The organism is Polynucleobacter sp. AP-Jannik-300A-C4, assembly GCF_018688335.1.
Taxonomy (GTDB): domain Bacteria; phylum Pseudomonadota; class Gammaproteobacteria; order Burkholderiales; family Burkholderiaceae; genus Polynucleobacter.
Map to the genome: position 1 here is coordinate 1,111,745 of NZ_CP061316.1, position 21,599 is coordinate 1,133,343.

The 21,599-nt window shown below is 47.0% G+C and carries 18 protein-coding genes and 1 pseudogene; 1 reads left to right on the forward strand and 18 read right to left on the reverse strand.

The window, feature by feature from the left end:
- Window positions 1-43 precede the first annotated feature (43 nt).
- The 12 genes from FD975_RS05810 to ndk all read right to left on the reverse strand — a co-directional run bounded on the left by FD975_RS05810 (window position 44) and on the right by ndk (window position 12,903).
- Window positions 44-1,207, reverse strand: coding sequence for an ATP phosphoribosyltransferase regulatory subunit (locus FD975_RS05810; protein ID WP_215300976.1), 1,164 nt, complete (start codon window positions 1,205-1,207; stop codon window positions 44-46).
- Window positions 1,208-1,225: 18 nt separating this feature from the next.
- Entirely contained in the window at window positions 1,226-2,098 is an 873-nt protein-coding gene (gene hflC, locus FD975_RS05815; protein ID WP_215300979.1) for a protease modulator HflC, read from the reverse strand.
- Window positions 2,098-3,600 (reverse strand): FtsH protease activity modulator HflK, encoded by a 1,503-nt coding sequence (hflK, locus tag FD975_RS05820; protein WP_215300981.1) that lies wholly within the window; start codon window positions 3,598-3,600, stop codon window positions 2,098-2,100. Before hflK ends, hflC begins: the two co-directional genes overlap by 1 nt.
- Window positions 3,593-4,867 (reverse strand): GTPase HflX, encoded by a 1,275-nt coding sequence (hflX, locus tag FD975_RS05825; RefSeq protein WP_256443810.1) that lies wholly within the window; start codon window positions 4,865-4,867, stop codon window positions 3,593-3,595. Before hflX ends, hflK begins: the two co-directional genes overlap by 8 nt.
- On the reverse strand, window positions 4,827-5,069 hold the full coding sequence (hfq, locus tag FD975_RS05830) for an RNA chaperone Hfq (protein WP_114653200.1): 243 nt from the start codon (window positions 5,067-5,069) through the stop codon (window positions 4,827-4,829). Before hfq ends, hflX begins: the two co-directional genes overlap by 41 nt.
- A gap of 220 nt (window positions 5,070-5,289) precedes the next feature.
- Window positions 5,290-6,654 (reverse strand): ribosome biogenesis GTPase Der, encoded by a 1,365-nt coding sequence (gene der / locus FD975_RS05835; protein WP_215300983.1) that lies wholly within the window; start codon window positions 6,652-6,654, stop codon window positions 5,290-5,292.
- Window positions 6,651-7,805: an outer membrane protein assembly factor BamB gene (bamB, locus tag FD975_RS05840; protein ID WP_215300985.1), complete on the reverse strand. Its 1,155-nt coding sequence runs from the start codon at window positions 7,803-7,805 to the stop codon at window positions 6,651-6,653. The genes der and bamB overlap by 4 nt, the downstream gene beginning before the upstream one ends.
- A complete protein-coding gene (locus FD975_RS05845) occupies window positions 7,805-8,464 on the reverse strand; it encodes a tetratricopeptide repeat protein (RefSeq protein WP_215300987.1) in 660 nt (219 codons plus the stop codon). The genes bamB and FD975_RS05845 overlap by 1 nt, the downstream gene beginning before the upstream one ends.
- A gap of 47 nt (window positions 8,465-8,511) precedes the next feature.
- A complete protein-coding gene (gene hisS, locus FD975_RS05850) occupies window positions 8,512-9,840 on the reverse strand; it encodes a histidine--tRNA ligase (RefSeq protein ID WP_215300989.1) in 1,329 nt (442 codons plus the stop codon).
- Window positions 9,841-9,902: 62 nt separating this feature from the next.
- Window positions 9,903-11,171: a flavodoxin-dependent (E)-4-hydroxy-3-methylbut-2-enyl-diphosphate synthase gene (gene ispG / locus FD975_RS05855; RefSeq protein WP_215300991.1), complete on the reverse strand. Its 1,269-nt coding sequence runs from the start codon at window positions 11,169-11,171 to the stop codon at window positions 9,903-9,905.
- Window positions 11,172-11,189: 18 nt separating this feature from the next.
- The gene (rlmN, locus tag FD975_RS05860) at window positions 11,190-12,386 is read right to left on the reverse strand and encodes a 23S rRNA (adenine(2503)-C(2))-methyltransferase RlmN (protein WP_251371452.1); all 1,197 of its coding nucleotides are present in this window, start codon (window positions 12,384-12,386) and stop codon (window positions 11,190-11,192) included.
- A gap of 91 nt (window positions 12,387-12,477) precedes the next feature.
- Entirely contained in the window at window positions 12,478-12,903 is a 426-nt protein-coding gene (gene ndk, locus FD975_RS05865; RefSeq protein ID WP_046330292.1) for a nucleoside-diphosphate kinase, read from the reverse strand.
- Between the two features lie 293 nt (window positions 12,904-13,196).
- Between ndk and FD975_RS05870 the strand changes: the two genes are divergently transcribed.
- Window positions 13,197-13,898: a Bax inhibitor-1 family protein gene (locus FD975_RS05870; RefSeq protein WP_215300994.1), complete on the forward strand. Its 702-nt coding sequence runs from the start codon at window positions 13,197-13,199 to the stop codon at window positions 13,896-13,898.
- A gap of 96 nt (window positions 13,899-13,994) precedes the next feature.
- Here FD975_RS05870 and rlmD read toward each other — a convergent pair whose 3' ends face one another.
- From rlmD to FD975_RS05900, 6 genes and pseudogenes are all read right to left on the reverse strand, one after another.
- Window positions 13,995-15,434 carry a 23S rRNA (uracil(1939)-C(5))-methyltransferase RlmD gene (gene rlmD, locus FD975_RS05875; RefSeq protein WP_215300996.1) on the reverse strand — a complete coding sequence of 480 codons (1,440 nt, stop codon included), beginning with the start codon at window positions 15,432-15,434 and terminating at the stop codon, window positions 13,995-13,997.
- Window positions 15,427-16,248 (reverse strand): 3'-5' exonuclease, encoded by an 822-nt coding sequence (locus FD975_RS05880; RefSeq protein ID WP_215300998.1) that lies wholly within the window; start codon window positions 16,246-16,248, stop codon window positions 15,427-15,429. The genes rlmD and FD975_RS05880 overlap by 8 nt, the downstream gene beginning before the upstream one ends.
- A gap of 31 nt (window positions 16,249-16,279) precedes the next feature.
- Window positions 16,280-17,050 carry a peptidoglycan DD-metalloendopeptidase family protein gene (locus FD975_RS05885; protein ID WP_215301000.1) on the reverse strand — a complete coding sequence of 257 codons (771 nt, stop codon included), beginning with the start codon at window positions 17,048-17,050 and terminating at the stop codon, window positions 16,280-16,282.
- A pseudogene (locus FD975_RS05890) lies at window positions 17,047-17,670 on the reverse strand (protein-L-isoaspartate(D-aspartate) O-methyltransferase); the annotation flags it as partial. The pseudogene FD975_RS05890 and the gene FD975_RS05885, both read right to left, overlap by 4 nt.
- Window positions 17,671-17,699: 29 nt before the next feature.
- Entirely contained in the window at window positions 17,700-18,494 is a 795-nt protein-coding gene (gene surE, locus FD975_RS05895) for a 5'/3'-nucleotidase SurE (RefSeq protein ID WP_215301004.1), read from the reverse strand.
- A gap of 25 nt (window positions 18,495-18,519) precedes the next feature.
- On the reverse strand, window positions 18,520-21,597 hold the full coding sequence (locus FD975_RS05900) for an efflux RND transporter permease subunit (RefSeq protein WP_215301006.1): 3,078 nt from the start codon (window positions 21,595-21,597) through the stop codon (window positions 18,520-18,522).
- Window positions 21,598-21,599: the final 2 nt, after the last annotated feature.

Consider the following 21,599-nt stretch of genomic DNA (forward strand, 5'->3'; position numbering starts at 1 on the left):
AATTACAGAATTAGTACGTTATTAATGAAGCTTTATTTCTTTTTTATTTCTTTTTTATTTCCCATGAGCTGCCCTGCTTTACTAGCTCTCGATCACAAAGATACTCAGCAGTTTCCACAGCATCACCATTCATTTCCTGAATAACCACTTCACCGGCTTGACGCAGCTCAGCAAGCTTGCTAGCTAGGCTTGCATCGATAATCCAGGGCGCTAAGATGGCAGGCTTTCTTTGCGCAGCAGGCGCTAGATTAGCTAGGGTCAATAAATCCATTGAAAAACCAGTGGCAGGACGAGGACGTCCAAATGCTTGACCAACATGATCGTATCTACCACCACGAGCGATAGGCTGAGGCAACTTATCTACATAAGCCGCGAACATCACACCACTGTGATATTGATAACCACGTAAGTCTGCTAGATCAATACTAAGCTCAACATTATTGGGTAGTGCAGCAGTTGCAGCAACTAGCATTTCTAATTGAGCTAAGGCATCGTCAATGAGGGGGTGTTTCGGCAGTGAATTTTTAGCGCTCACCAATACTTGCGTGCAAGGGCCATTTAACTCAGTGAGCGCCATTAAGGCTTCGGCTGATTTAGCAGGTAAAGCTTTAGCCCAAATCGCTAAACGAGGACGATCCTTACTTTGTAGTAAACCATAAAGAGTTTCGACATCACTCTTATCTAAGTTTTGCCCATCCAGGATGCCTTCAAGGACACCCGCATGCGAAAGGTCTAGATACACTTTATTTAGACCAGCAAGAGCCAAAGTCTGCAGTAGCAAAGTGACCGCCTCAAAATCAGCTTCCCATCCTGCGCAGCCATAAATTTCAGCGCCAATTTGCAACTCTTCCCGAGCAGAACTACCGACGGGTGTACGAGCATGTGCAATTGATCCCGCATAGCAAAGACGGGTTACACCCTGGCGATTCAATAAATGCGCATCAATCCGCGCAACTTGTGGGGTCATGTCAGCGCGCAGACCCAAGGTACGACCAGACAATTGATCAACCAACTTAAAAGTTTGTAAGTTGAGATCTGAACCAGTGCCGGTTAGCAGTGAATCTAGAAACTCCAAAATCGGTGGCGCAACAAGCTCATAGCCATAGGACTGATACAAATCGAGGATGGCACGACGCAGAGACTCTACTTTTCGAGCCTCGGCTGGTAAAACATCAGCAATATCTTCAGGAAGCAACCAACGATTCATGATCCGAAATATTCACTCTTAATTTTTTTTGTGCAGGAACTTGAAGAATTCACCATTAGGCTCAACCACCATGACATCCTTCTTATCCTTGAAGGAGCTGCGGTAAGCCTGAAGACTTTGGTAGAACTGTGCGAACTGTGGATCGCGCCCAAATGCCTCTGCATATAGCGAAGTGGCTTTTGCATCACCAGAACCTTTAATCTTCTGCGCTTCACGATAAGCTTCAGCCAAAATAGTGTCACGCTGACGCTCAGCATTTGCTCGAATCTTGTCAGACTCTGCAGCACCAGTTGAACGTAACTCGTTAGCAACGCGTTTACGCTCAGCTTCCATACGTCTGTATACAGAGTCGCTAATTTCAGCCAAGAGGTCAACACGCTTGAGGCGAACATCGACGATTTCAACACCAATATCAGAAGCGTCATCAGCAACTTTTTTACGAATCCCCTGCATCACTTGTTCGCGTTGATCTGAGATGATTTCCCGGACTGTTCGCTTGGTGAACTCTTCGTTTAGTGCTGAACGCACTAATTGTGTAAGGCGATCTTGCGCTAAACGTTCATCACCTTTAAAGCTAACGAAGAATTTACGAGGATCAACAATGCGCCATTTAACGTAAGAGTCAACTAAGAGATTCTTCTTTTCAGAAGTAATAAAGCGCTCTGCTTCAGGAGTATCAATCGTCAAAATACGGCGATCGAAAAAGCGAACATTTTCAAACGGTGCTGGGTACTTCAATTGCAGACCAGGCTGTTCAATCACCCTGACAATTTGCCCGAAAGCAAATACCACCGCAAAGTTGCGCTGATCTACGACAAAAATACTAGAAGCCAGTACATACCCGAGAGTAATCAGACCAGCGATAGCAGCTAAGAGACGATTTGCGTTCATTATCTTGCATCCCCTCTATCACGACTTCTTAAGCCGTCGCGTTTTTCGGCAGCACCAATACTCGGAGCATTACTCGAGCTTGGGCTAGTTACATTGTTGCTAAATGGAGCGGCTGGGTTACCTGTCGCGCCACCCACTGTTACTGATCCGGTAGGTGTAGAAGCTGAGACCTGACCAGCAGCAACTTGTGCACTCTCAGCGCTAACTTGCGCAATGATCTTATCTAGCGGCAGATAGAGCATGCTGTTGCTCTTAGTAGTGTCTACCAAGACTTTGGAAACATTGTTGTACATCTCGCGCATGCTATCAATGTACATACGGTCACGAGTCACACCAGGTGCCTTTGCATACTCAGTCAAGACTTGCTTGAAGCGATTCGCATCACCCTCTGCAGTTGCAACCACTCTAGCCTTGTAACCTTCAGCCTCTTGAATCAGTCTATCAGCCGTACCTTTTGCACGAGGAATAATGTCGTTAGCGTATGCCTGCCCTTCACTCTTAAGGCGCTCCTGGTCTTGCCCTGCTTTTACAGCATCGTCAAATGCTGCTTGCACTTGCTCTGGAGGCTGAACGTTTTGAACAGTCACGCTCGTAACATAGATACCAGTTTTATAGCTATCTAGAATTTTCTGTATCGAGGCAGCTAAATCAATCGCAATCTTTTCACGACCTTCGTACAAAACAGTATCCATCTTGCTACGCGCAACGATTTCACGCACTGCAGTTTCTGCAGCCTGAACCACAGTCATATCGGGATCACGATTATTAAATAAATAATCTGTTGGATCTTTTAAACGATACTGAACTGCAAAACGCACATCAATGATGTTTTCATCTTCAGTCAGCATTGAAGTATCTTTTTGATTAGTTGCCTTAATCAAAATTGAACGCCCAACCTCTACAGAACGCACCCCTGAGACATTTACAGTTTGCTCTGCCTGGACAGGCCAAGGCATACGCCAGTTAATACCAGGGCCAGACGTGTAAGAGTACTTACCGAAGGTAGTCACTACCCCAGACTGACCCTCTTGGATCATATAAAAACCACTCAAAAGCCATATCAATCCTACGCCACCAGCAACCAGAATCACACTAGCTCTTGAACCAAAGGGATTGCTGAAATTGAAGTTAGGTGCACTCATGCCGCCACCACCGTTATTGCCACCGCCATTACCGCGCTGGGATGGAGGTGGAATGTCAGTGCTGTTTGGCTTATTTGCAGGCTTGCTTGAGCCGCCTGGCTTTTTCTTACCGCCAAATAAACTTCCTAGGCGGTCATTAAAGTCACGCCATAGCTCATCTAAATCTGGAGGACCGTCTGGTCGTGCAGGCCGATTCTGCGGTTGTGTTTCAACAGGCTTATCCGCATCTGGCTTGGCCGGATCAACTTTTGGGCTTTGGTCGGAGCTTTGACCCTCTTTCGCATCTTTAGATCCACTGCCTGGGTGACTATTACCCCAGCCTGGATCATTGACCGAGAACAGCTCAAGAAATTTACGCATCGTTTGGTGAATATTTTCGGTTAGGAATTGGGTTAAATTCGGAAGTCTCTGGTCGTTCGGGTAAAGGAGCTAAAAACTCGTCTGGATCCATTTGGACCTTAGCGCGATTCTGCTCGATCCTTATTCTATCAGTCATTTGAGAGCATTCAGCCAGCGCTAAGCGCAATAAATCAAGGCCAAGGCCAGTCTTGGCGGAAAGGAAAACCTGGCTCGGGATTCCCTCCGAATCGCGGACCAAAACAGCCCCTTCCGTAAAGGTCTGAGGCATCTGGTCAATCTTGTTCATTACCTCAATTCGAGGGATGTCATCAGCACCAATTTCTCGTAAAACCGCCTCTACTTCGGCCTTTTGCTCCCTAGCTACAGGGCTGCAGGCGTCGATAACATGCAAAATGAGGTCTGCATGGATCGTTTCATCCAAAGTAGCCCTGAAGGCCTCCACCAGCTGGTGGGGTAATTCCCGGATAAAACCTACTGTATCGGAAACCACAATAGAACCCACTTCATCTAAATGGACTTTTCGGGAGGTGGTGTCCAGGGTCGCAAACAGCTGATCTGCCGCATATGTCCCTGCTTTTGTAAGGGCATTAAATAGTGTGGATTTACCCGCATTGGTATAGCCAACCAGGGATACGGAAAAGACATCTTTACGATTGCGTGCCCTTCTTTGGGTTCTTTGCTGGCGCTGAAGCTTCTCAAGCTCTGTTTCTAGGCGCTTAGCCTTAGTTGCCAGCATCCGTCGATCAAGCTCCATCTGGGTTTCACCAGGGCCACCACGAACACCAATACCACCACGTTGGCGCTCTAGATGGCTCCAGGCTCGCACCAATCTAGACATGCGATAACGCACTTGGGCTAGCTCAACCTGAGTTTTACCAATATGGCTTTGTGCTCTTTGACTAAAAATATCCAAAATCAGGCCTGTACGGTCCATGACATGAAAACCAATATGGCGCTCTAGATTACGTTGCTGTGTTGGAGATAAGGGATGATTAAAAATGACTAATTCAGCACCTTGCTCTTCCATCACTTTTTTAACTTCATTCGCTTTACCAGAGCCAATAAATAAAGCGGGATCCGTTTTACCCTTACGGGCAATCACACTAGCAGTAGGTATGGAGCCGGCACTGTCTGCAAGAAGGCTGAGTTCGGCCATGCTGTCCGCAAAATCCTCGCGGCCCGTATCAACTCCAACCAAAACGGCGCGTGCCGCATCTACACCTGTTTTATACAGAGCTAACTTCTTCCGTGCGGAACTCCACTGCACGGGCAGGGACGATTGTAGAGATGGCATGCTTGTAGACCATCTGCGTTACGGTATTACGCAAGAGCACTACATACTGATCAAATGATTCAATATTGCCTTGCAGTTTGATTCCGTTAACAAGATAGATGGATACAGGGACATGCTCTTTGCGCAAGGCATTGAGAAACGGATCCTGTAGTAATTGGATTTTGCTGTTATTCATACTGCTCCTTATTGATTTTTATTCGTTGCTTCTTTTTTGGGAGTCTTGCTTTTTTTATTTATGCGCTACTTATTACTACTTAGTGCTACTAACTGCGACTGTCTACCTCCAACATAAGGGGTCTGATATTCAAAAATCAAGCCCCCTAACTAAAATCTGGCTAAAACTTAGCTAAAACATACTTAAACCATAACAAAACTGTACCGCTATTTTTAACTTTTTACTTCTTTTTGCCTTTTTTACCTTTGTCCGCATCAACATAGGGGTTTTTGGCAGTATTCATCTGAATACGTAATGGGGTGCCGCGTAACTTAAATACATCCCTAAAGCGGCCTTCTAAGTAACGCTTATAGCTATCAGTTACACCACTCAAAGATGTCCCATGAATCACCACAATAGGTGGATTCATACCACCCTGGTGGGCATAGCGTAATTTTGGACGACCCATGCCTACACGCTTAGGCTGCTGATGCTCAATTGCCTCTTGCAAAATACGGGTCAGTTTTGGTGTTGGCAGTTTCGCCATTGCTGCAGCATAGGCAAGATCAACGTCTTTAAATAACTCTTTAAGGCCAGTACCTTTTTTCGCAGAGATGGGATGCACGTTTGCAAAATCGAGGAAGCGCAGTTTTTGAGCAATCTCCAAACGGGCACGCTCTTTAACGTAAGCATCCAAACCATCCCATTTATTTACAGCAACAACCAATGCACGCCCTGCTTCCACGATAAATCCCGCGATATGCGCATCTTGCTCCGAGATATCTTGCTGAGCATCGAGCATCAGGATAACTACGTTGCAATCAGCAATAGCTTGCAAGGTTTTAACAACCGAGAACTTCTCAATCGCTTCAAATACTTTGCCACGACGGCGCAGGCCAGCGGTATCCACCAGGATGTATGGCTTGCCATTGCGCTCAAAAGGAACTTCAATCGCATCACGCGTTGTTCCTGGCATATCGAATGCAATCACGCGCTCTTCACCGATCAATTTATTGATCAAGGTGGATTTACCAACGTTAGGGCGACCCACTACCGCAATTTTCATTGGGCGATTAGGATCGTTTTCTTGCTCTTCTGGCTCAGGCTCTGGAACTCCCAAAGAATCCAAAGCATCGTCAATCAGACCACGCACACCATCACCATGTGCTGATGAAATCGGGAATGGCTCACCCAAACCTAATTCATGGAAGTCTGCAGTGACAACGCCAGCTTGCATGCCTTCCGTCTTATTGACTGCCAGAATGACTGGTCTACCTGTCTTGCGCAAGAAATCCGCAATCACACGGTCTTGTGGTGCCATACCCAAGCGACCATCGACTAAGAAAATTACGATGTCAGATTCAGCAACGGCTTGCTTGGTTTGCTTGGCCATCTCGGCAACAATGCCGGTCTTCGCTACCGGCTCGAAACCACCAGTGTCCACGCAAATAAATGCGCGATCGCCAATGCGACCTTTGCCATAGTGACGATCACGGGTCAAGCCCGAGAAATCTGCCACCAATGCATCGCGTGAGCGCGTTAAGCGATTAAAGAGTGTCGATTTACCAACGTTAGGACGACCGACAATAGTGATGACTGGATTCATTTTGGACTGTACGCCGCTAGTTTTCCACCTTGAGATTGAATCAAGATGAGGCCGTTCACCGCAATCGGTGCGGCTGAGATTGGACTACTGTCATGACGAATGCGTGACAGCATTTCACCATTCGCTTGTGAGAGTGCATGTACATATCCTTGCGCATCACCCAAGAGGAGAACCTTGCCAACGGCCAAGGGCTCACCAACATCTCTAAACGTCAGCTGGGTGTTCTCCCAAAGCTGGGAGCCATCCTTGACAGCAAATGCAGTGACATAGGATTTTTCATTTGAAGAAAAAACCAGATCAGGGCTTTGTGCTGTTCCGGTGTAGCTTGAATAATCCTTGAACCACAATAAATTGCCTGTACGCGCTTGGCCACAGCCCACACGACCCTGGTAAGAAACGGCGCAAATAATTTCGCCATCCATACTTGGCTTAGCAGTCACATCATTAAGGCGCTCAATTTCAGAAAATCCTTTTGGAAAGGAAACCGGGGTCTCCCAAACGAGGCCACCATTTGCAATCGCAATCATGCCGAAACGACCACCGGCAAATCCAGTCACAATCACCTCATTACCAATTGCGAGCATGCCATAGCCAACACGCAAAGATAAAGCAGATTGTTGGCGTTGATAGGTCCACTTACGCACGCCTGTTTGCGCATCTAGACCAACGAAACGATTATCCAATGTACGAATGATTGCTACGCCACCTGCAACTACGGGCTCTGAAAGCACTTCACTGCCTACACTGACATTCCATATCAGCTTACCAGTATCGTCATAAGCATAGACTGTGCCTTTAGTAGTCACGACTGCTGTAGTACGTCCGTCAGATCCAGGCCCAATAGATAGGCGATCTGGCACGGAGACTTCCCAGATTTTTTCACCGGTGCGCAAATCGATCTTAGTGAGATTGCCACGGTGTGATGCTGCATAGACTGCATCACCCACTACCGCAGGATGAAAGTTAAATGACTCCGATGAACCAACATTAGTTGACCAGATCGGCGCTAACTCAAACTGATTGTTAACTTGTACGAGCTCAGCGGGCTTGCGTACACGCGAACTGCCAGAGCACGCTACCAATGCAACTACTACAGAGCCTAATACGAGGGCTGTGCTTGCTAGTTTTGCTACGCGTTTGCAATCCATCATCACTGAGCAACCCCTCCGACGGCATCCAATTTAACCTTTAAAAGGCGGCGAGCCTCCTCAGGAAATTCTTTTGATTGATTTAACTGCACCCAAGCAGCCTCGTAACTCTTACGCGCATCGGTAGAATTATTTTGCGCCAAATACCAGTCGCCCCGTCGTTCTAACCACAATGCCTCAAAGCCTGCAACAGGCTTATCTTTGAGGATTACATCAGCTTCTGCAAAATCTTTTTCTGTACCAAGCTCAATTAATTGAGCGCTCAAGCGCAACTTAGCTAGAGCTAAATATCCCTGGTCGGATGAATTCTTAGCAGCCCAGCGCAAATATTCAATCGATTTTTGAATATCACCTGCATCAGAAGCAATCTTTGCAGCCACTAAACTCGACATTGCCGCGTAACTTGATCCGGAATACTGCTTTTGTAAATCATCAGCAGCACGTAGGGTTTGATCTTTATCGCCTTTACCAATTGCAGTGACCATTGTTTCGTATAGCTGAGATGCAGAGGCGGCCTGACTTGTGCGCCACCATTGGTATCCACTATAGGCTGCGTAGGCAAACAAGGCAGCAGTGATTACAGCAGTAATCAGGTTGCGATACTTTTGCCAAAATGCTTTAAGTTGATCTAATTGTTCTTGTTCTTCTAGGTCTAAAGGCATGTCAATCCAGGCTAATAAATACAGTATTAATAATGAATGTCTTAATTCTATTCGGTGGCGCCAACTATGGCATCAATTACCGCTTCCACCACGCTATCCAGGGCTACTGCCTTCTGCTCACCAGTAGCACGTAAATCCTTGAGCTGAGCCTCGTTCTTAGCTAGCTCATCTGGCCCAATAATGACAGCATAGGCTGCCCCACTGGCATCGGCCTTCTTCATTTGGGACTTAAAGCTAGCAGTTTGACCATCTGGAGGGCAAAAGAGGATTACGTCGATTCCGGCATTACGCAGGCGCTCAGCGATGATCATGGCCGCCGTCAAAGTCTCACCGCCTTGGTGAATCACAAAGGTATCGCATTGAGCCTGAGGTTCTGGCAAGGAACCAGAAACCTTCATTAATTCTAGAACTCGCTCCATACCCATTGCCCAACCACAAGCCGGGGCGGCTTTACCACCCATCCGTTCAATTAAAGGGTCATAGCGACCGCCACCAGCAATCGTGCCCTGAGCACCCAACTCTTCGGTAATCCACTCAAAAACCGTTAGGTTGTAGTAATCCAAGCCACGCACTAAGCGAGGATTGATCCTGCAAGGAATGTTGTTGGCCTTCAATAAGGTTTGCACAGCCTCAAAATGCTTAAGAGACTCTTCCCCTAAGAAATCCAGTAACTTTGGAGCACCCTCAATCAAATCTTGCATTGCTGGATTCTTAGAATCCAAGATACGTAAAGGGTTTGTTAATAAACGACGCTGAGAATCTTCATCGAGCTGCTCTTGATGTTTCTCAAAGTACGTTACCAAGGCAGCACGATGCTCAGCACGCTCTGGAGCTTGCCCAAGAGAATTGATCTCCAGACGCACACCCTTGAGTCCAAGTTCATCCCACAGACGTTGACCCATCAAAATAATTTCTGCATCAATATCTGGGCCAGCAAAGCCCATCGCTTCAATACCAAATTGATGGAACTGACGATAGCGACCACGCTGTGGACGCTCATGACGGAACATTGGTCCTGTATACCAAAGACGCTTTGGTCCTTCGTAGAGCAAATTGTTTTCAACTACGGAGCGAACTACGGCGGCAGTACCTTCTGGACGTAATGTGAGCTGCTCGCCATTGAGACGATCTTCGAAGGAATACATTTCTTTTTCAACGATATCGGTTACCTCACCAATGCCACGCTGAAACACTGCAGTTGCCTCGACAATCGGGGTGCGCAAGAACTCATAGCCATAGGCTCGAGTGAGATCACGCAAAACATGCTCTAAATGTGTCCACTGCACAGCATCAGCTGGCAAGAGATCATTCATGCCACGAACGCCATTAATTTTCTGAATCTTTTGAGCTTTAGAGGAGTTGATCTGGTCTGTCATGTTGTACGCTTGTTTTGTATTTCTTTATTGTTCTTGTTTTTTATTCTTACTGGCTTTAGCTCTTATTTAGGAGCGTAATGTTGGTTGACGTAATCGTCCACAATCACCTGAAACTCTTGGGCAATATTCTCGCCACGCAGAGTCTTGACTTTAACCCCATCCACAAACACTGGTGCAGCAGGAGTCTCGCCAGTACCCGGTAAAGAGATACCGATATTAGCGTGTTTACTCTCACCCGGACCATTGACGATGCAACCCATAACTGCAACATTCATTGCTTCAACACCAGGATGGGTTTTTTTCCAGACCGGCATTTGTTGACGCAGATAGGATTGAATATTGGCAGCCAACTCTTGAAAAGTGGTGCTGGTCGTTCTGCCGCAACCAGGGCATGCAATCACCATCGGCGTGAAATTACGCAAGCCCATGGTTTGCAAAATTTCTTGCGCCACAATAATTTCATTCTCACGTGGGGCACCTGGATCAGGAGTCAGGGAGACTCGAATCGTGTCACCAATGCCCTCTTGCAACAAAATACCCATGGCCGCTGTTGAAGACACAATACCTTTACTTCCCATACCCGCTTCCGTGAGACCTAAATGCAATGGGTAATCTGATCGCCGAGAGAGATCGCGATACACGGCCACCAAATCTTGCACATTGCTGACCTTACAAGACAGCAAAATTTGATTGGGGTTCATGCCGAACTCCACAGCCTTTTCTGCAGACTGCAATGCCGACTGAATTAATGCCTCAATCATGACTTCCTGCGCAGTCTTCGGTTCAGGCAATGCGGCATTGCTATCCATAATGCTAGCTAGCAAGTCTTGATCTAAGCTACCCCAGTTCACACCAATCCGAATGGGCTTGTCATACTTGCATGCCGCTTCGATCATTTGCGCAAATTGTGGATCGCGTTTAGCGCCCTTACCCACATTACCAGGATTAATGCGGTACTTGGATAAAGCTTTGGCGCACTCTGGATAGTCATTCAATAAGGTGTGGCCGTTGTAATGAAAGTCGCCAATTAATGGCACCAAGACATCCATCTTGTCTAACTGCTCACGAATATAGGGCACCGCTTCAGCTGCAGCTGGTGTGTCTACCGTAATACGCACCATCTCCGATCCTGCGCGAGCTAACTCTTTCACCTGTATTGCGGTAGCAAGCGCATCAGCAGTATCGGTGTTGGTCATGGATTGGACGCGTACTGGCGCATCGCCACCAACAGTAATGATGTTGGTTTTCCAAGCAACCGTTGCTTGACGTGTAGCTCTTTTAGGCGATGGGCCTAAAGGTAACTTAGGAAGATTGCTAGATGGATTACTCATTGGACTTGTTTTATGAAATCAGTCGTCTAATCTTTTGAGCCACTGCACTGAGTGCTCGGACTGATACTCTTGCTCGATTTCTTCATCATCAAGACTATCAACATCATCTTCTTGATCGAGATTGATCTGCTTGTCATGCACGGCACGCTCTCGTACTCGGGTACGATCGACCACATCACCTGCTAACTGACCACAGGCTGCTGCAATATCATCACCACGGGTCTTACGCACTGTGGCTACCATGCCAGCGTCCAACAGAATGCTGGCAAAGGCGTGAACGCGCTGGGCTGGTGAGCGCTTCAATCCAGACTCTGGGAAAGGATTAAATGGAATGAGGTTGATCTTGCACTTGATGTTCGCTAATAAGCGCACCAACTCTTTCGCCTGAATATCAGAGTCATTCACACCATCAAGCATGCAGTATTCAAAGGTCAAGAAATCCCTCGGGGCAAACGGCAAATACCGTTCGCACGCAGCAAGTAACTCCCTTAAAGGATATTTTTGATTGAGCGGAACAAGCTGATCGCGCAACTTGTCATTCGGGGCATGCAAAGACACCGCTAATGCTACCGGGCAATCCTGAGCCAAGCGATCAATCATTGGCACAACGCCAGAAGTGGATACGGTTACACGACGACGCGATAAACCATAGGCTCGGTCATCAAGCATTAAACGCAAAGCAGTAACTACGTTGTCATAGTTAAGCAAAGGTTCGCCCATACCCATCAAGACCACATTCGAGATCACGCGACCGGTGTGTTCCCAACCTGGGGTTGGGTATTTCTCAATACGACGTACTGCATTTGGATCCGTGCGGAGTAAATGCTCTGCAAACCAGAGTTGCCCAATGATTTCACCGGCGGTGAGATTGCGTGAGAAGCCCTGATGCCCGGTTGAGCAAAAACGGCAATTGACCGCACAACCAGCCTGAGATGAAATGCACAAGGTGCCACGATCATCTTCAGGAATAAATACAGACTCCACGGCATTGCCAGCTCCAACATCGAGCAACCACTTGCGGGTGCCGTCAGCTGCATGCTCGTCTTTAATGACTGGGAGAGAAAGAACTTGCGCTTTATCGAGCAGTGTTGCTCTAAAGCTTTTTGCCAAATCACTCATGTCGTTGATGTCGGATACTCCACGTTGGTGTATCCACTGCATGAGTTGCTTAGCCCTAAAGGGCTTTTCATTCAACCCCGCGACATACGCTGCCATTTGGTCAGCGTCAAAATCTAAGAGATTTACGCGCGGGGAGGTCAATGCGCCTACTTATGTATTAAATAGGTTGTTCGTTAGCAATCGTGAATTAACGATTGAAAACGTTCATGCCAGCGAAGAAGAATGCAACTTCGACAGCAGCAGTTTCAGGAGCATCAGAGCCATGAACAGCATTTGCATCAATGCTGTCAGCAAAGTCAGCACGGATAGTACCTTTGTCGGCTTTCTTAGGATCAGTAGCGCCCATCAAGTCACGGTTCTTAGCAATTGCGCCTTCGCCTTCCAATACCTGAATCATGACAGGACCAGAAATCATGAAGCTCACCAAATCTTTAAAGAAAGGACGGGCAGCATGCACAGCGTAGAACTGCTCAGCTTCAGCTTGTGACAAATGCGCCATTCTGGACGCAACAATCTTCAAACCAGCAGATTCGAAACGGTCGTAGATCTTGCCGATCACGTTTTTTGCAACAGCATCAGGTTTGATAATAGAAAGGGTGCGTTCGATAGCCATGTAAAACTCCAATAGTGATTTCAAAGATTTTGCTGATTTGGCGCCAATTTGGACCCAGAAAGATGCCTCTCTCGATTTCCCACAAGGCGCTAGGAATTCAGCGACCCCCGAATTATACATCGGCTGACCGTATTTACCCTGATCTGAGCGTAGCTAAGCTATTGAATTTACAGGGCATAACCCTATGATTTGTAGTCTTTTTCATAGGGGGCTTGAAATTACCCCATTTTGTCTATACTTACTGTCAACAGCCCCTTGTGGGCTCGTGTATTAACTATGAAAAAGGAGTCAATATGAGTGATCTTAACTCTTACGGCTTTGGGCAAACAGGCTCGATTAGCACCCCACAAATACGCAACCGCGTACTGCGCAATACCTATGCCCTTTTGGCGCTCTCAATGATTCCAACTGTCATTGGCGCATGGCTTGGCGTTGCCTTTGGACTGAACTTCATGGCGGGTAGCCCTTTTATGGGTTTCATCGTCTTTATGGCAATCGCTTTTGGTTTCTTCTGGGCGATTGAGAAAAACAAGGATACCGGAGCTGGTGTCCTGCTATTGCTAGGCTTCACCTTCTTTATGGGCATCATGATGTCTGGCCTAGTAGGTTACACACTCAATAGCTACAGCAATGGTGCTACCTTGATCATGTTGGCCTTTGGCGGTACTGCAGCGATTTTTGCTGTGATGGCCTCAATTGCCACAGTGAGCAAGAACGACTTCTCAGGCATGGGTAAATGGTTGATGGTAGGTGTACTGCTCCTGATCGTGGCTTCTTTAGCCAACATCTGGTTACAGTTACCAGCCTTGATGTTGACTGTCATGGTCTTGGCCATCGCAATCTTTTCAGCCTTTATCTTGGTTGATGTACAACGCATCATCAACGGCGGTGAGACCAACTACGTAATGGCTACTTTGGCTATTTACCTGGATGTGTACAACATCTTCACCAACTTGCTCGCCCTCTTAGGCATTATGGGCGGTGACAGAGACTAAGCAATGAGTTTTAAGATTTAATTAAAAAGGCACCCGCGGGTGCCTTTTTCTTTGCTTCAATATTGCGAGCAACTGATCTTTTAAAGCAATGAATTACTAGAATCTTTCAAATACTGCCATTGACTCCACATGGGATGTGTGGGGGAACATATTAACGATCCCCGCACTCTTGAGAACATAAGCAGCCTGATGACAGAGAATGTCCGTATCTCTAGCTAAGGTCTTGGGATTGCAGGACACATACACAATGCGTTGTGGCGGTAGATCACTGCCTTGCTCATGGAGTTGAGCTAAGGCCTGGCAAATTTCCATGGCACCCTCACGCGGGGGATCCATCAACCAACGCTCAGCTTTGCCCCACGAGGCGATTGTCTCTGCGCCCACTTCAAATAAATTGCTTTGCATAAAACTGACTTTATCTGCGAGCCGGTTATGCTCTGCATTGGCTTTGGCTCTGGTAGTAAGACTTTCTAAACCCTCAATACCCAGAACTTTGCTTGCCCTTCTTGCCAGCGGTAGAGTGAAATTACCAATGCCACAAAACAAATCAAGCACCCGATCATTTGCTTGAACCTCTAGGAGACGAATCGCCCTACTCACCAAGGCACGGTTCATCATATGATTGACCTGTGTGAAATCGGCCGGCTTAAATGGCATTTCGATTTCGAACTCAGGTAAACGGTAGCATAGCTTGCCTGTTAGAGGATAGAACGGTGCAACGGTTTCTATACCTTTGGGTTGCAACCATATCCAAACTTGATGCTTATCTGCAAAATCTCGGAGCAACTGTTCATCTGCTGACGTTAGTGGCAAGAGGTTTCTGAATACCAGTGCAGTGACTGGCTTTGTTTTTTTGGGGTCATCTGAATTGGGATCCTCAGGTTCACCTACTGCGATTTCAATTTGCGGCATACGATCGACGATAGAAAGAGCCATAACCAATTTACGCATCTCGGGCAACAGATCAGAAACATGCTTTGGCAAAATCTCACAAGCCGTCATATCCGCGACATAGCCACTCTTGCCCTCATGAAATCCAATCAACACCGTTCCTTTTTTAATGGAACGATTGACAGCACTTAAGCGTGCGCGATGACGATATTCCCAAGCAGGACCCCCCATCGGCCGAAGAATTTCTTCAGGGGAAACTTTTGCTATGTGCTTTAGATCATCCTCAAGAACGCGCTGTTTCATGGCTACTTGAGCCCGAATATCCAAGTGCTGCATGGTGCAGCCACCGCAAACACCAAAGGCTTTGCATTTAGGTTCCGCTCTGAATACTGCAGGCTTGAGAATGTTCAGCACCTTAGCTTTACTAAAGCGAGCTTTGTCTTGCGTCACAACATAGGTGACTAGCTCGGTGGGTAGCGCGCCTTTGATAAAAATGACTTTACCGCTTTGACCAGAATCTAGCTCATGCCCAGCCTCTTCTTCAGTGAGCGCTAAGCGCGCAATGCCTTGTGCATCGAGATCAAGGGAATCTACTCGTACCGGCTCAGTCACAACAATGTGAACTGGCTTTTCTCCTCTACGCATCGGGAGCAAAATCCTGGAGATATTCTTGCCACTGCTCGCCATGCGGCTCTTGAGATTCTTTTTCTAAGTAGGCTTTTACGAAAGTGATTTCTTCTTTGTATTCTTCCAATGAGAAGCCACCACGCATCAACTGAAAGCGGCAGTACATCAGATAAGTGTTAACCACATCGGTTTCGCAATAGCGACGAATCTCATCAATCCTACCCTCTTGATAGGCAGGCCACACTTGACTGCCATCCATTCCCATCTTGCCGGGGAAGCCACAAAGTTTTGCCAGACCATCCAAGGGGGCATTCGCGCGACCATTAAATTTAGCCAAGAGATCCATCAAGTCCAGATGACGCATGTGATAACGACTGATGTAGTTGTTCCACTTAAATTCACGGCTATCGTTTTCTTGGCTCTCCCCCATTTCCCAATAGCGTGGTGCTTGCACATGATTTGCTAGCGCACGGTAGTGCAGAACTGGCAGGTCAAAACCACTGCCATTCCAGGAAACCAACTGCGGGGTATATTTCTCTACTAACTCAAAGAAGGTTTGTATCAATACCTTCTCATCATCTTGCGCTGTGCCTAGGGTGCCTACTTTAATTTGGGGTGAGCCATCTTTAGTTGTTCTACGAATAACGCAGGAAATAGCACAAATCCGTTGTAGATACAGTGGCAGAAACTCACTACCGGTTTTCTCCGCCCGCTCTGCCATTGCTTTGGCAGCAAGCTCGCTATCTGAGAGTGCATCCGGATATTCATTGAGACGACGTAATCCTGCTACATCCGGAATAGTTTCAATATCGAAAACGAGAACTGTTGCCATACTTAAATCGCTAGCAAGTTATTGAGAGCAATTACTGCAAGTATGGCGTTGGGTTTACTGGCTTGCCATTCACACGGAGTTCGAAATGGAGTTTTACAGAATTTGTATCAGTGTCTCCCATCTCAGCAATTTTCTGATCCTTCTTCACCGCATCACCCTCTTTTACTGAGAGCATACGGTTATGGGCATAAGCTGTGAGATATGTGTTGTCGTGTTTGATAATGACAAGGTTGCCATAGCCACGCAAGCTATTACCAGCGTAAACCACTTTACCATCCGATGCTGCGGTAATAGGTTCTCCTAACTTACCAGCGATATCAATGCCTTTAGTTTTCTCACTGAATTCTTCAGTGACCTTGCCTTTAGCTGGCCATGACAAACGAATCCCCGGCTCTGCAACGACTTCTTTAGGGGCTTCTTTGGCAGCATCCATCTTTGGTACATCCGCTTTCGGAGTATCACTAGCCGTTTTTGGAATTGGCTTAACAGTTAATTTGCTGCTAGCTGGAGGCCTTACCAAAATGAGGTCACCCACTTCAATTAAGTTTGGGTTGGATAAATTATTCCACTGCGCTAAATCTCGCGGAGATTGTCCATTATCTAAAGCAATCCGAGCCAGAGTATCGCCACGTTTGACGCGATAGTATCCAGGCGGTGTAGGCTCACTAGCTCCACCACTTCGATCAACCACATTCGCTGGCTTAGCCCTAGGTGTGGTCGAGCAACCGACATTGAATGCCAAAGTAGCAATTGCCAGAAGCAATAGAAGATATCTAAACATAGGGTTTATTGGGTTTTTCATACTACCCCTGATTGTAAGGGGACAAAAAAGACCTCGTCTAGAACGGTTCTTTGATAGCGCTGAGAGCTCATCCGCTCAACCATAATCAACTGCTGCTCTTTCTCATTTTTAGCCACAGGAGCCACAAGACGGCCGCCAATAGCCAATTGATCCAATAAGGCATCCGGAATACCCAATCCAGCAGCTGCCAAAATAATTCCATCAAATGGAGCTGCTTGGGGAAGTCCCAAAATACCATCACCATAGATCAGACGCAGGTTTTTGATCCGAAATGGACGTAGCTTCTCTCTAGCCATGTCGTGCAAAGGACGAATGCGTTCAATTGAATACACCTCATCCGACAACAAACTCAGTACCGCTGCTTGATATCCGCAACCAGTGCCGATTTCTAATACTTTGCCCAACTGCTGTTTAGGCTTATGCAAGAGCTCAATCATGCGAGCAACTACTGATGGCTTAGAAATCGTTTGAGAATGACCGATGGGCAAAGCAGTATCTTCATAGGCTTGAGGATGCATGCCCGCATCCATAAATGCATGACGAGGGACCGTAGCAATCGCTTCTAATGTTTTGCCGTGCTTAACCCCGGCAGCGAGCACTTTCGCAGCCAAGGCTTGCCGGTGACCGGCATTACGTTCCGCAGCTGGCCTCAACCGCGGGTCCAGCCATTGGCACGCATCGCAGCTAAACGCGCATGATGAGTCAAATCCAACTGCATAGGTGTGATCGAGATACACCCTTCAGCAATTGCATGGAAGTCGGTACCCTCAGAACTATCTTTTGCATGTCCAGCAGCACCAATCCAGTAAATATCATCACCACGCGGACTCTTCTGAAGTACCACTGGTTGAGAGTGATGGCGATTACCTAAGCGGGTTACCCGCCAGCGATTGAGATCAGCATATGGACGATTTGGAATATTCACATTCAGCAAGGTAGCTGCGCCATCGGTGCGAGTCAACTGAGATGCCAACATTTGCGCGACGATATCGTGAGCCGCTTTAGCAGCATCATCAATCCGGTTCCAGCCTTTATCAATCTGTGAGAAAGCAATGCCAGGGACACCAAACATGACGCCTTCAATTGCGGCAGCTACAGTGCCTGAGTACAGGGTATCTTCACCCATGTTCTCGCCTTGATTAATACCGGAGACTACGAGATCCGGTTTTTCATCTAAGAATCCTGTCATGGCGATATGCACGCAATCCGTTGGAGTACCGTTGATGAATAGAAATCCATCACGCTCACCGCCAGCTAATCGATGAATGGATAGTGGTCGTGAAAGCGTTAAAGAATTAGATGCACCACTATGATTTTGTTCGGGAGCAATCACGGTGACTCGTCCCAACGGGCGAATGGCATTAACCAAGGCCAACAGACCGGGAGCAAGATAGCCATCATCATTCGAAATCAGAATGTGCGGCTGCTTTGTGTTTTCACTCATGAATATCAATACCTTCTTTGTAACCCTAGGCTTTTGCCATCTGGGTTAATGCGCGTCCTCTAAACCATCCATATATTACTGGTAATACCAAGAGGGTCAAAATAGTCGTTGTCACCATACCCCCCACAATCACTAGGGCTAGAGGGCGCTGGGCTTCAGAGCCAATTGAGTGAGATAAAGCGGCTGGCAATAGCCCTAAGCCAGAAAGTGCTGCTGTCATCAGTACTGGGCGCACTCGCAAGGAGGCACCCTCCACCATGACATCCTTCATCTCACCATGCTCGGTAGCAGCGGTCTTATTAATAAAGGAGATCAGAATCACTCCGTCCTGAATCGCAATCCCAAATAAGGATAAGAATCCAAAGAAGGCAGAAATACTGAGAGTCTCTCCAGCAAGATGCAAAGCAATGACGCCGCCAATGGCTGCAAACGGCACGTTAATCATCACAATGACTGCGTCTCGGAAATTACCAAAAGCACTAACAAGCAATAAGAAGATGCCTAGCAAGGCTAATGGCACGATCAGCATGAGCTTCTTCTGTGCCTGCTTCATTTGATTAAATTGACCATCCCAACTAATGGAATAGTTTGGCGGCAAGGTGATGTTCTTCTCGACTAAGAATTGCGCATCCTCTACAGCGCTACCCAAGTCACGGTTACGTACACTGAACTTAATCGCGATGTAACGCTTACCAGCTTCACGATAGATGAAGAATGGGCCATCACTTAATTGAACCGTTGCAACCATCGACAAAGGAATAGCTGCGCCGTTAGGTGAATCTACTAATAGGTGGCCAATATCAGCAATGTCATTACGACTCCCTTCATTTAAGCGAATCGCTATACCAAAAGTCTTTTCATCCTCCAGGAGATTTGTCACCGCTGCACCACCAATGGCATTGGCCACTAACGTTTGAATGTCATTGACGTTAATACCGTAACGTGCAGAGCGCTCACGATCAATCTGAATGTTTAAAGTTGGTTGACCCAATTCCTTGAGGATACCCTCGTCAGCAACACCGCGAATTTTCTTAAGTTGCTCAATTACCTCATGGGCTTTTTGATCTAGAACCTCAAGGTCTGTGCCGTAAATCTTGACCGAGTTCTCTCCCTTCACTCCAGAGAGCGCCTCATTCACGTTGTCTTGAATGTATTGCGAGAAACTATAAGTAACGCCCGGAATCTTATTAAGCTCAGCTTCTAGATGGATAATCAAGTCTTTCTTACTTGACCCGCTTGGCATCTTGTCAGGGCTCTTTAAATACAGGCCGTACTCTTGATTGAATACGCCAGTGGAGTCGGTACCATCATCTGGACGACCAATTTGAGCAGCAACCTTTTCAATCTCAGGCTGCCTTAAGAACGTCTCGCGTAATTGATTAGCAATTTTGACAGAGTAATCGAGATCAACTGTATTGGGCAAAGTAACGCGTAGCCAAATATTGTTCTCTTCTAGCGTCGGTAAGAAGGCAGTACCTAAACGAGTAATGCTTAATAAAGTCAGACCCAATACAAACACTGCAACTGACACAACAGTTAATGGGCGATCCATCCACTTTCTAAGCAAAGGCTTATAACCGTCAAGTAAGCGAGTAATAAATCCAGGTGGCTTGTGATGCAAGCTCTCACCGAAGACCAAAGAGATCATGGCTGGCAAGAATGTCAGACTTAAGATCATTGCCGCGATCAAGGCAAAGCCCATGGTAAATGCCATTGGCTTAAAGATGATGCCCTCTACTCCGCCCATAAAGAACAATGGAGAGTAGGCAACAATAATGATGCCGGTGGAATAAATCATGGCGCGCTGTACTTCGCTTGTTGCCAAGATAATGCTTTGATTAAGGCGCTTACCACCTTCCTCTAGATGGCGCATCACGTTCTCCGTCAGGATGACCGCAGAGTCGACAATTACACCAAAGTCAATTGCGCCAAGAGAAATCAAGTTAGCCGGAACGCTCCATAAATGCATCTGAATAAACGATACGCACAGAGCCAATGGAATTACTGCAGCCACAACTGCTGCTGCACGTAAATTACCCAAAAAGAAAAACAGCACCGCGAGTACTAAGGAGATTCCGAAGAACAGCGTGTGCTTCACCGTGCCGATGGTGATATCCAAGAGCACTTGGCGGTCGTAGAAAGGCTTTACTTCAATTCCGGGTGGCAAGATTTGTTTGTTGATGTTCTCAACCGTATTACGAACTCGGGCCAGTACTTCAGTGGCATTCTCACCACGACGCAAGTAAACGATCCCTTCAACAGAGTCTGGGTTGTCATTAAACTGAAACATCCCCAAACGTGGTGCATTGCCAATTTCTACACGCGCCACATCACCAATCCGAATTGGCACCCCGTTGTGAATGGAGACTACCACCCGCTTAATGTCATCGATACTTTTTAAAAGCCCCACTCCACGCACTACAAACTGTTGTTCACCGCTAGGCAGTAGTCCGCCACCGGTATTGCTATTCGCATTGGTTAAGGCGGTAATCAATTCATTAACAGTGATGCCCTTCGATTGCAGGCTTTCTGGACTAACAATCACTTGATATTGGCGAACCTTGCCACCAAATGAAGAAACATCCGCAACCCCAGGGGTTTGCTTTAGCTCTTTATAAATCTCGTAGTTCTGCAGTGTCTTGAGATGGGATGATGAGGCGTAATCAGACTTCACCTCATAGCGCATGATCTCACCAGTGGCATCGGAGTCCGGGCTAACGCTGGAAGTAACCCCATCTGGAAAGTTCACATTAGACAAGCTGCTCATAAAACGTTGACGCGCTTGAAATGGGTCCGTCGTGTCGTTGAATTTCAGAGTTACAACTGATAGGCCAAATAAAGACACTGAACGGAAAGCCTGAAGACCAGGTATACCTGCCAAAGCATTTTCTACCGGAATGGTTACCTGCTGCTCTACCTCAGTCGTACTTCGACCAGGCCATTGAGAAATCGCCTGAATCGTTAATGGCGCTACACCCGGGTATGGCTGTATTGGCAACTTAGATAGGCTATACATTCCCAAACCGAGAAGCACAATTGAACCGACGATGACAAGCACCCGTTTTTCAAGTACACCTCGAATGAAAGAAGTAAAGGCGCTCACTT

Excerpts from the sequence above, each read along its gene's own strand:
- FD975_RS05810 (WP_215300976.1), bottom strand. The coding sequence starts at position 1,207 with ATGAATCGTTGGTTGCTTCCTGAAGATATTGCTGATGTTTTACCAGCC.
- hflC (WP_215300979.1), bottom strand. The coding sequence starts at position 2,098 with ATGAACGCAAATCGTCTCTTAGCTGCTATCGCTGGTCTGATTACTCTC.
- hflK (WP_215300981.1), bottom strand. The coding sequence starts at position 3,600 with ATGCGTAAATTTCTTGAGCTGTTCTCGGTCAATGATCCAGGCTGGGGT.
- hfq (WP_114653200.1), bottom strand. The coding sequence starts at position 5,069 with ATGAATAACAGCAAAATCCAATTACTACAGGATCCGTTTCTCAATGCC.
- der (WP_215300983.1), bottom strand. The coding sequence starts at position 6,654 with ATGAATCCAGTCATCACTATTGTCGGTCGTCCTAACGTTGGTAAATCG.
- bamB (WP_215300985.1), bottom strand. The coding sequence starts at position 7,805 with ATGATGGATTGCAAACGCGTAGCAAAACTAGCAAGCACAGCCCTCGTA.
- FD975_RS05845 (WP_215300987.1), bottom strand. The coding sequence starts at position 8,464 with ATGCCTTTAGACCTAGAAGAACAAGAACAATTAGATCAACTTAAAGCA.
- hisS (WP_215300989.1), bottom strand. The coding sequence starts at position 9,840 with ATGACAGACCAGATCAACTCCTCTAAAGCTCAAAAGATTCAGAAAATT.
- ispG (WP_215300991.1), bottom strand. The coding sequence starts at position 11,171 with ATGAGTAATCCATCTAGCAATCTTCCTAAGTTACCTTTAGGCCCATCG.
- rlmN (WP_251371452.1), bottom strand. The coding sequence starts at position 12,386 with ATGGCAGCGTATGTCGCGGGGTTGAATGAAAAGCCCTTTAGGGCTAAG.
- ndk (WP_046330292.1), bottom strand. The coding sequence starts at position 12,903 with ATGGCTATCGAACGCACCCTTTCTATTATCAAACCTGATGCTGTTGCA.
- FD975_RS05870 (WP_215300994.1), top strand. The coding sequence starts at position 13,197 with ATGAGTGATCTTAACTCTTACGGCTTTGGGCAAACAGGCTCGATTAGC.
- rlmD (WP_215300996.1), bottom strand. The coding sequence starts at position 15,434 with ATGCGTAGAGGAGAAAAGCCAGTTCACATTGTTGTGACTGAGCCGGTA.
- FD975_RS05880 (WP_215300998.1), bottom strand. The coding sequence starts at position 16,248 with ATGGCAACAGTTCTCGTTTTCGATATTGAAACTATTCCGGATGTAGCA.
- FD975_RS05885 (WP_215301000.1), bottom strand. The coding sequence starts at position 17,050 with ATGAAAAACCCAATAAACCCTATGTTTAGATATCTTCTATTGCTTCTG.
- surE (WP_215301004.1), bottom strand. The coding sequence starts at position 18,494 with ATGAGTGAAAACACAAAGCAGCCGCACATTCTGATTTCGAATGATGAT.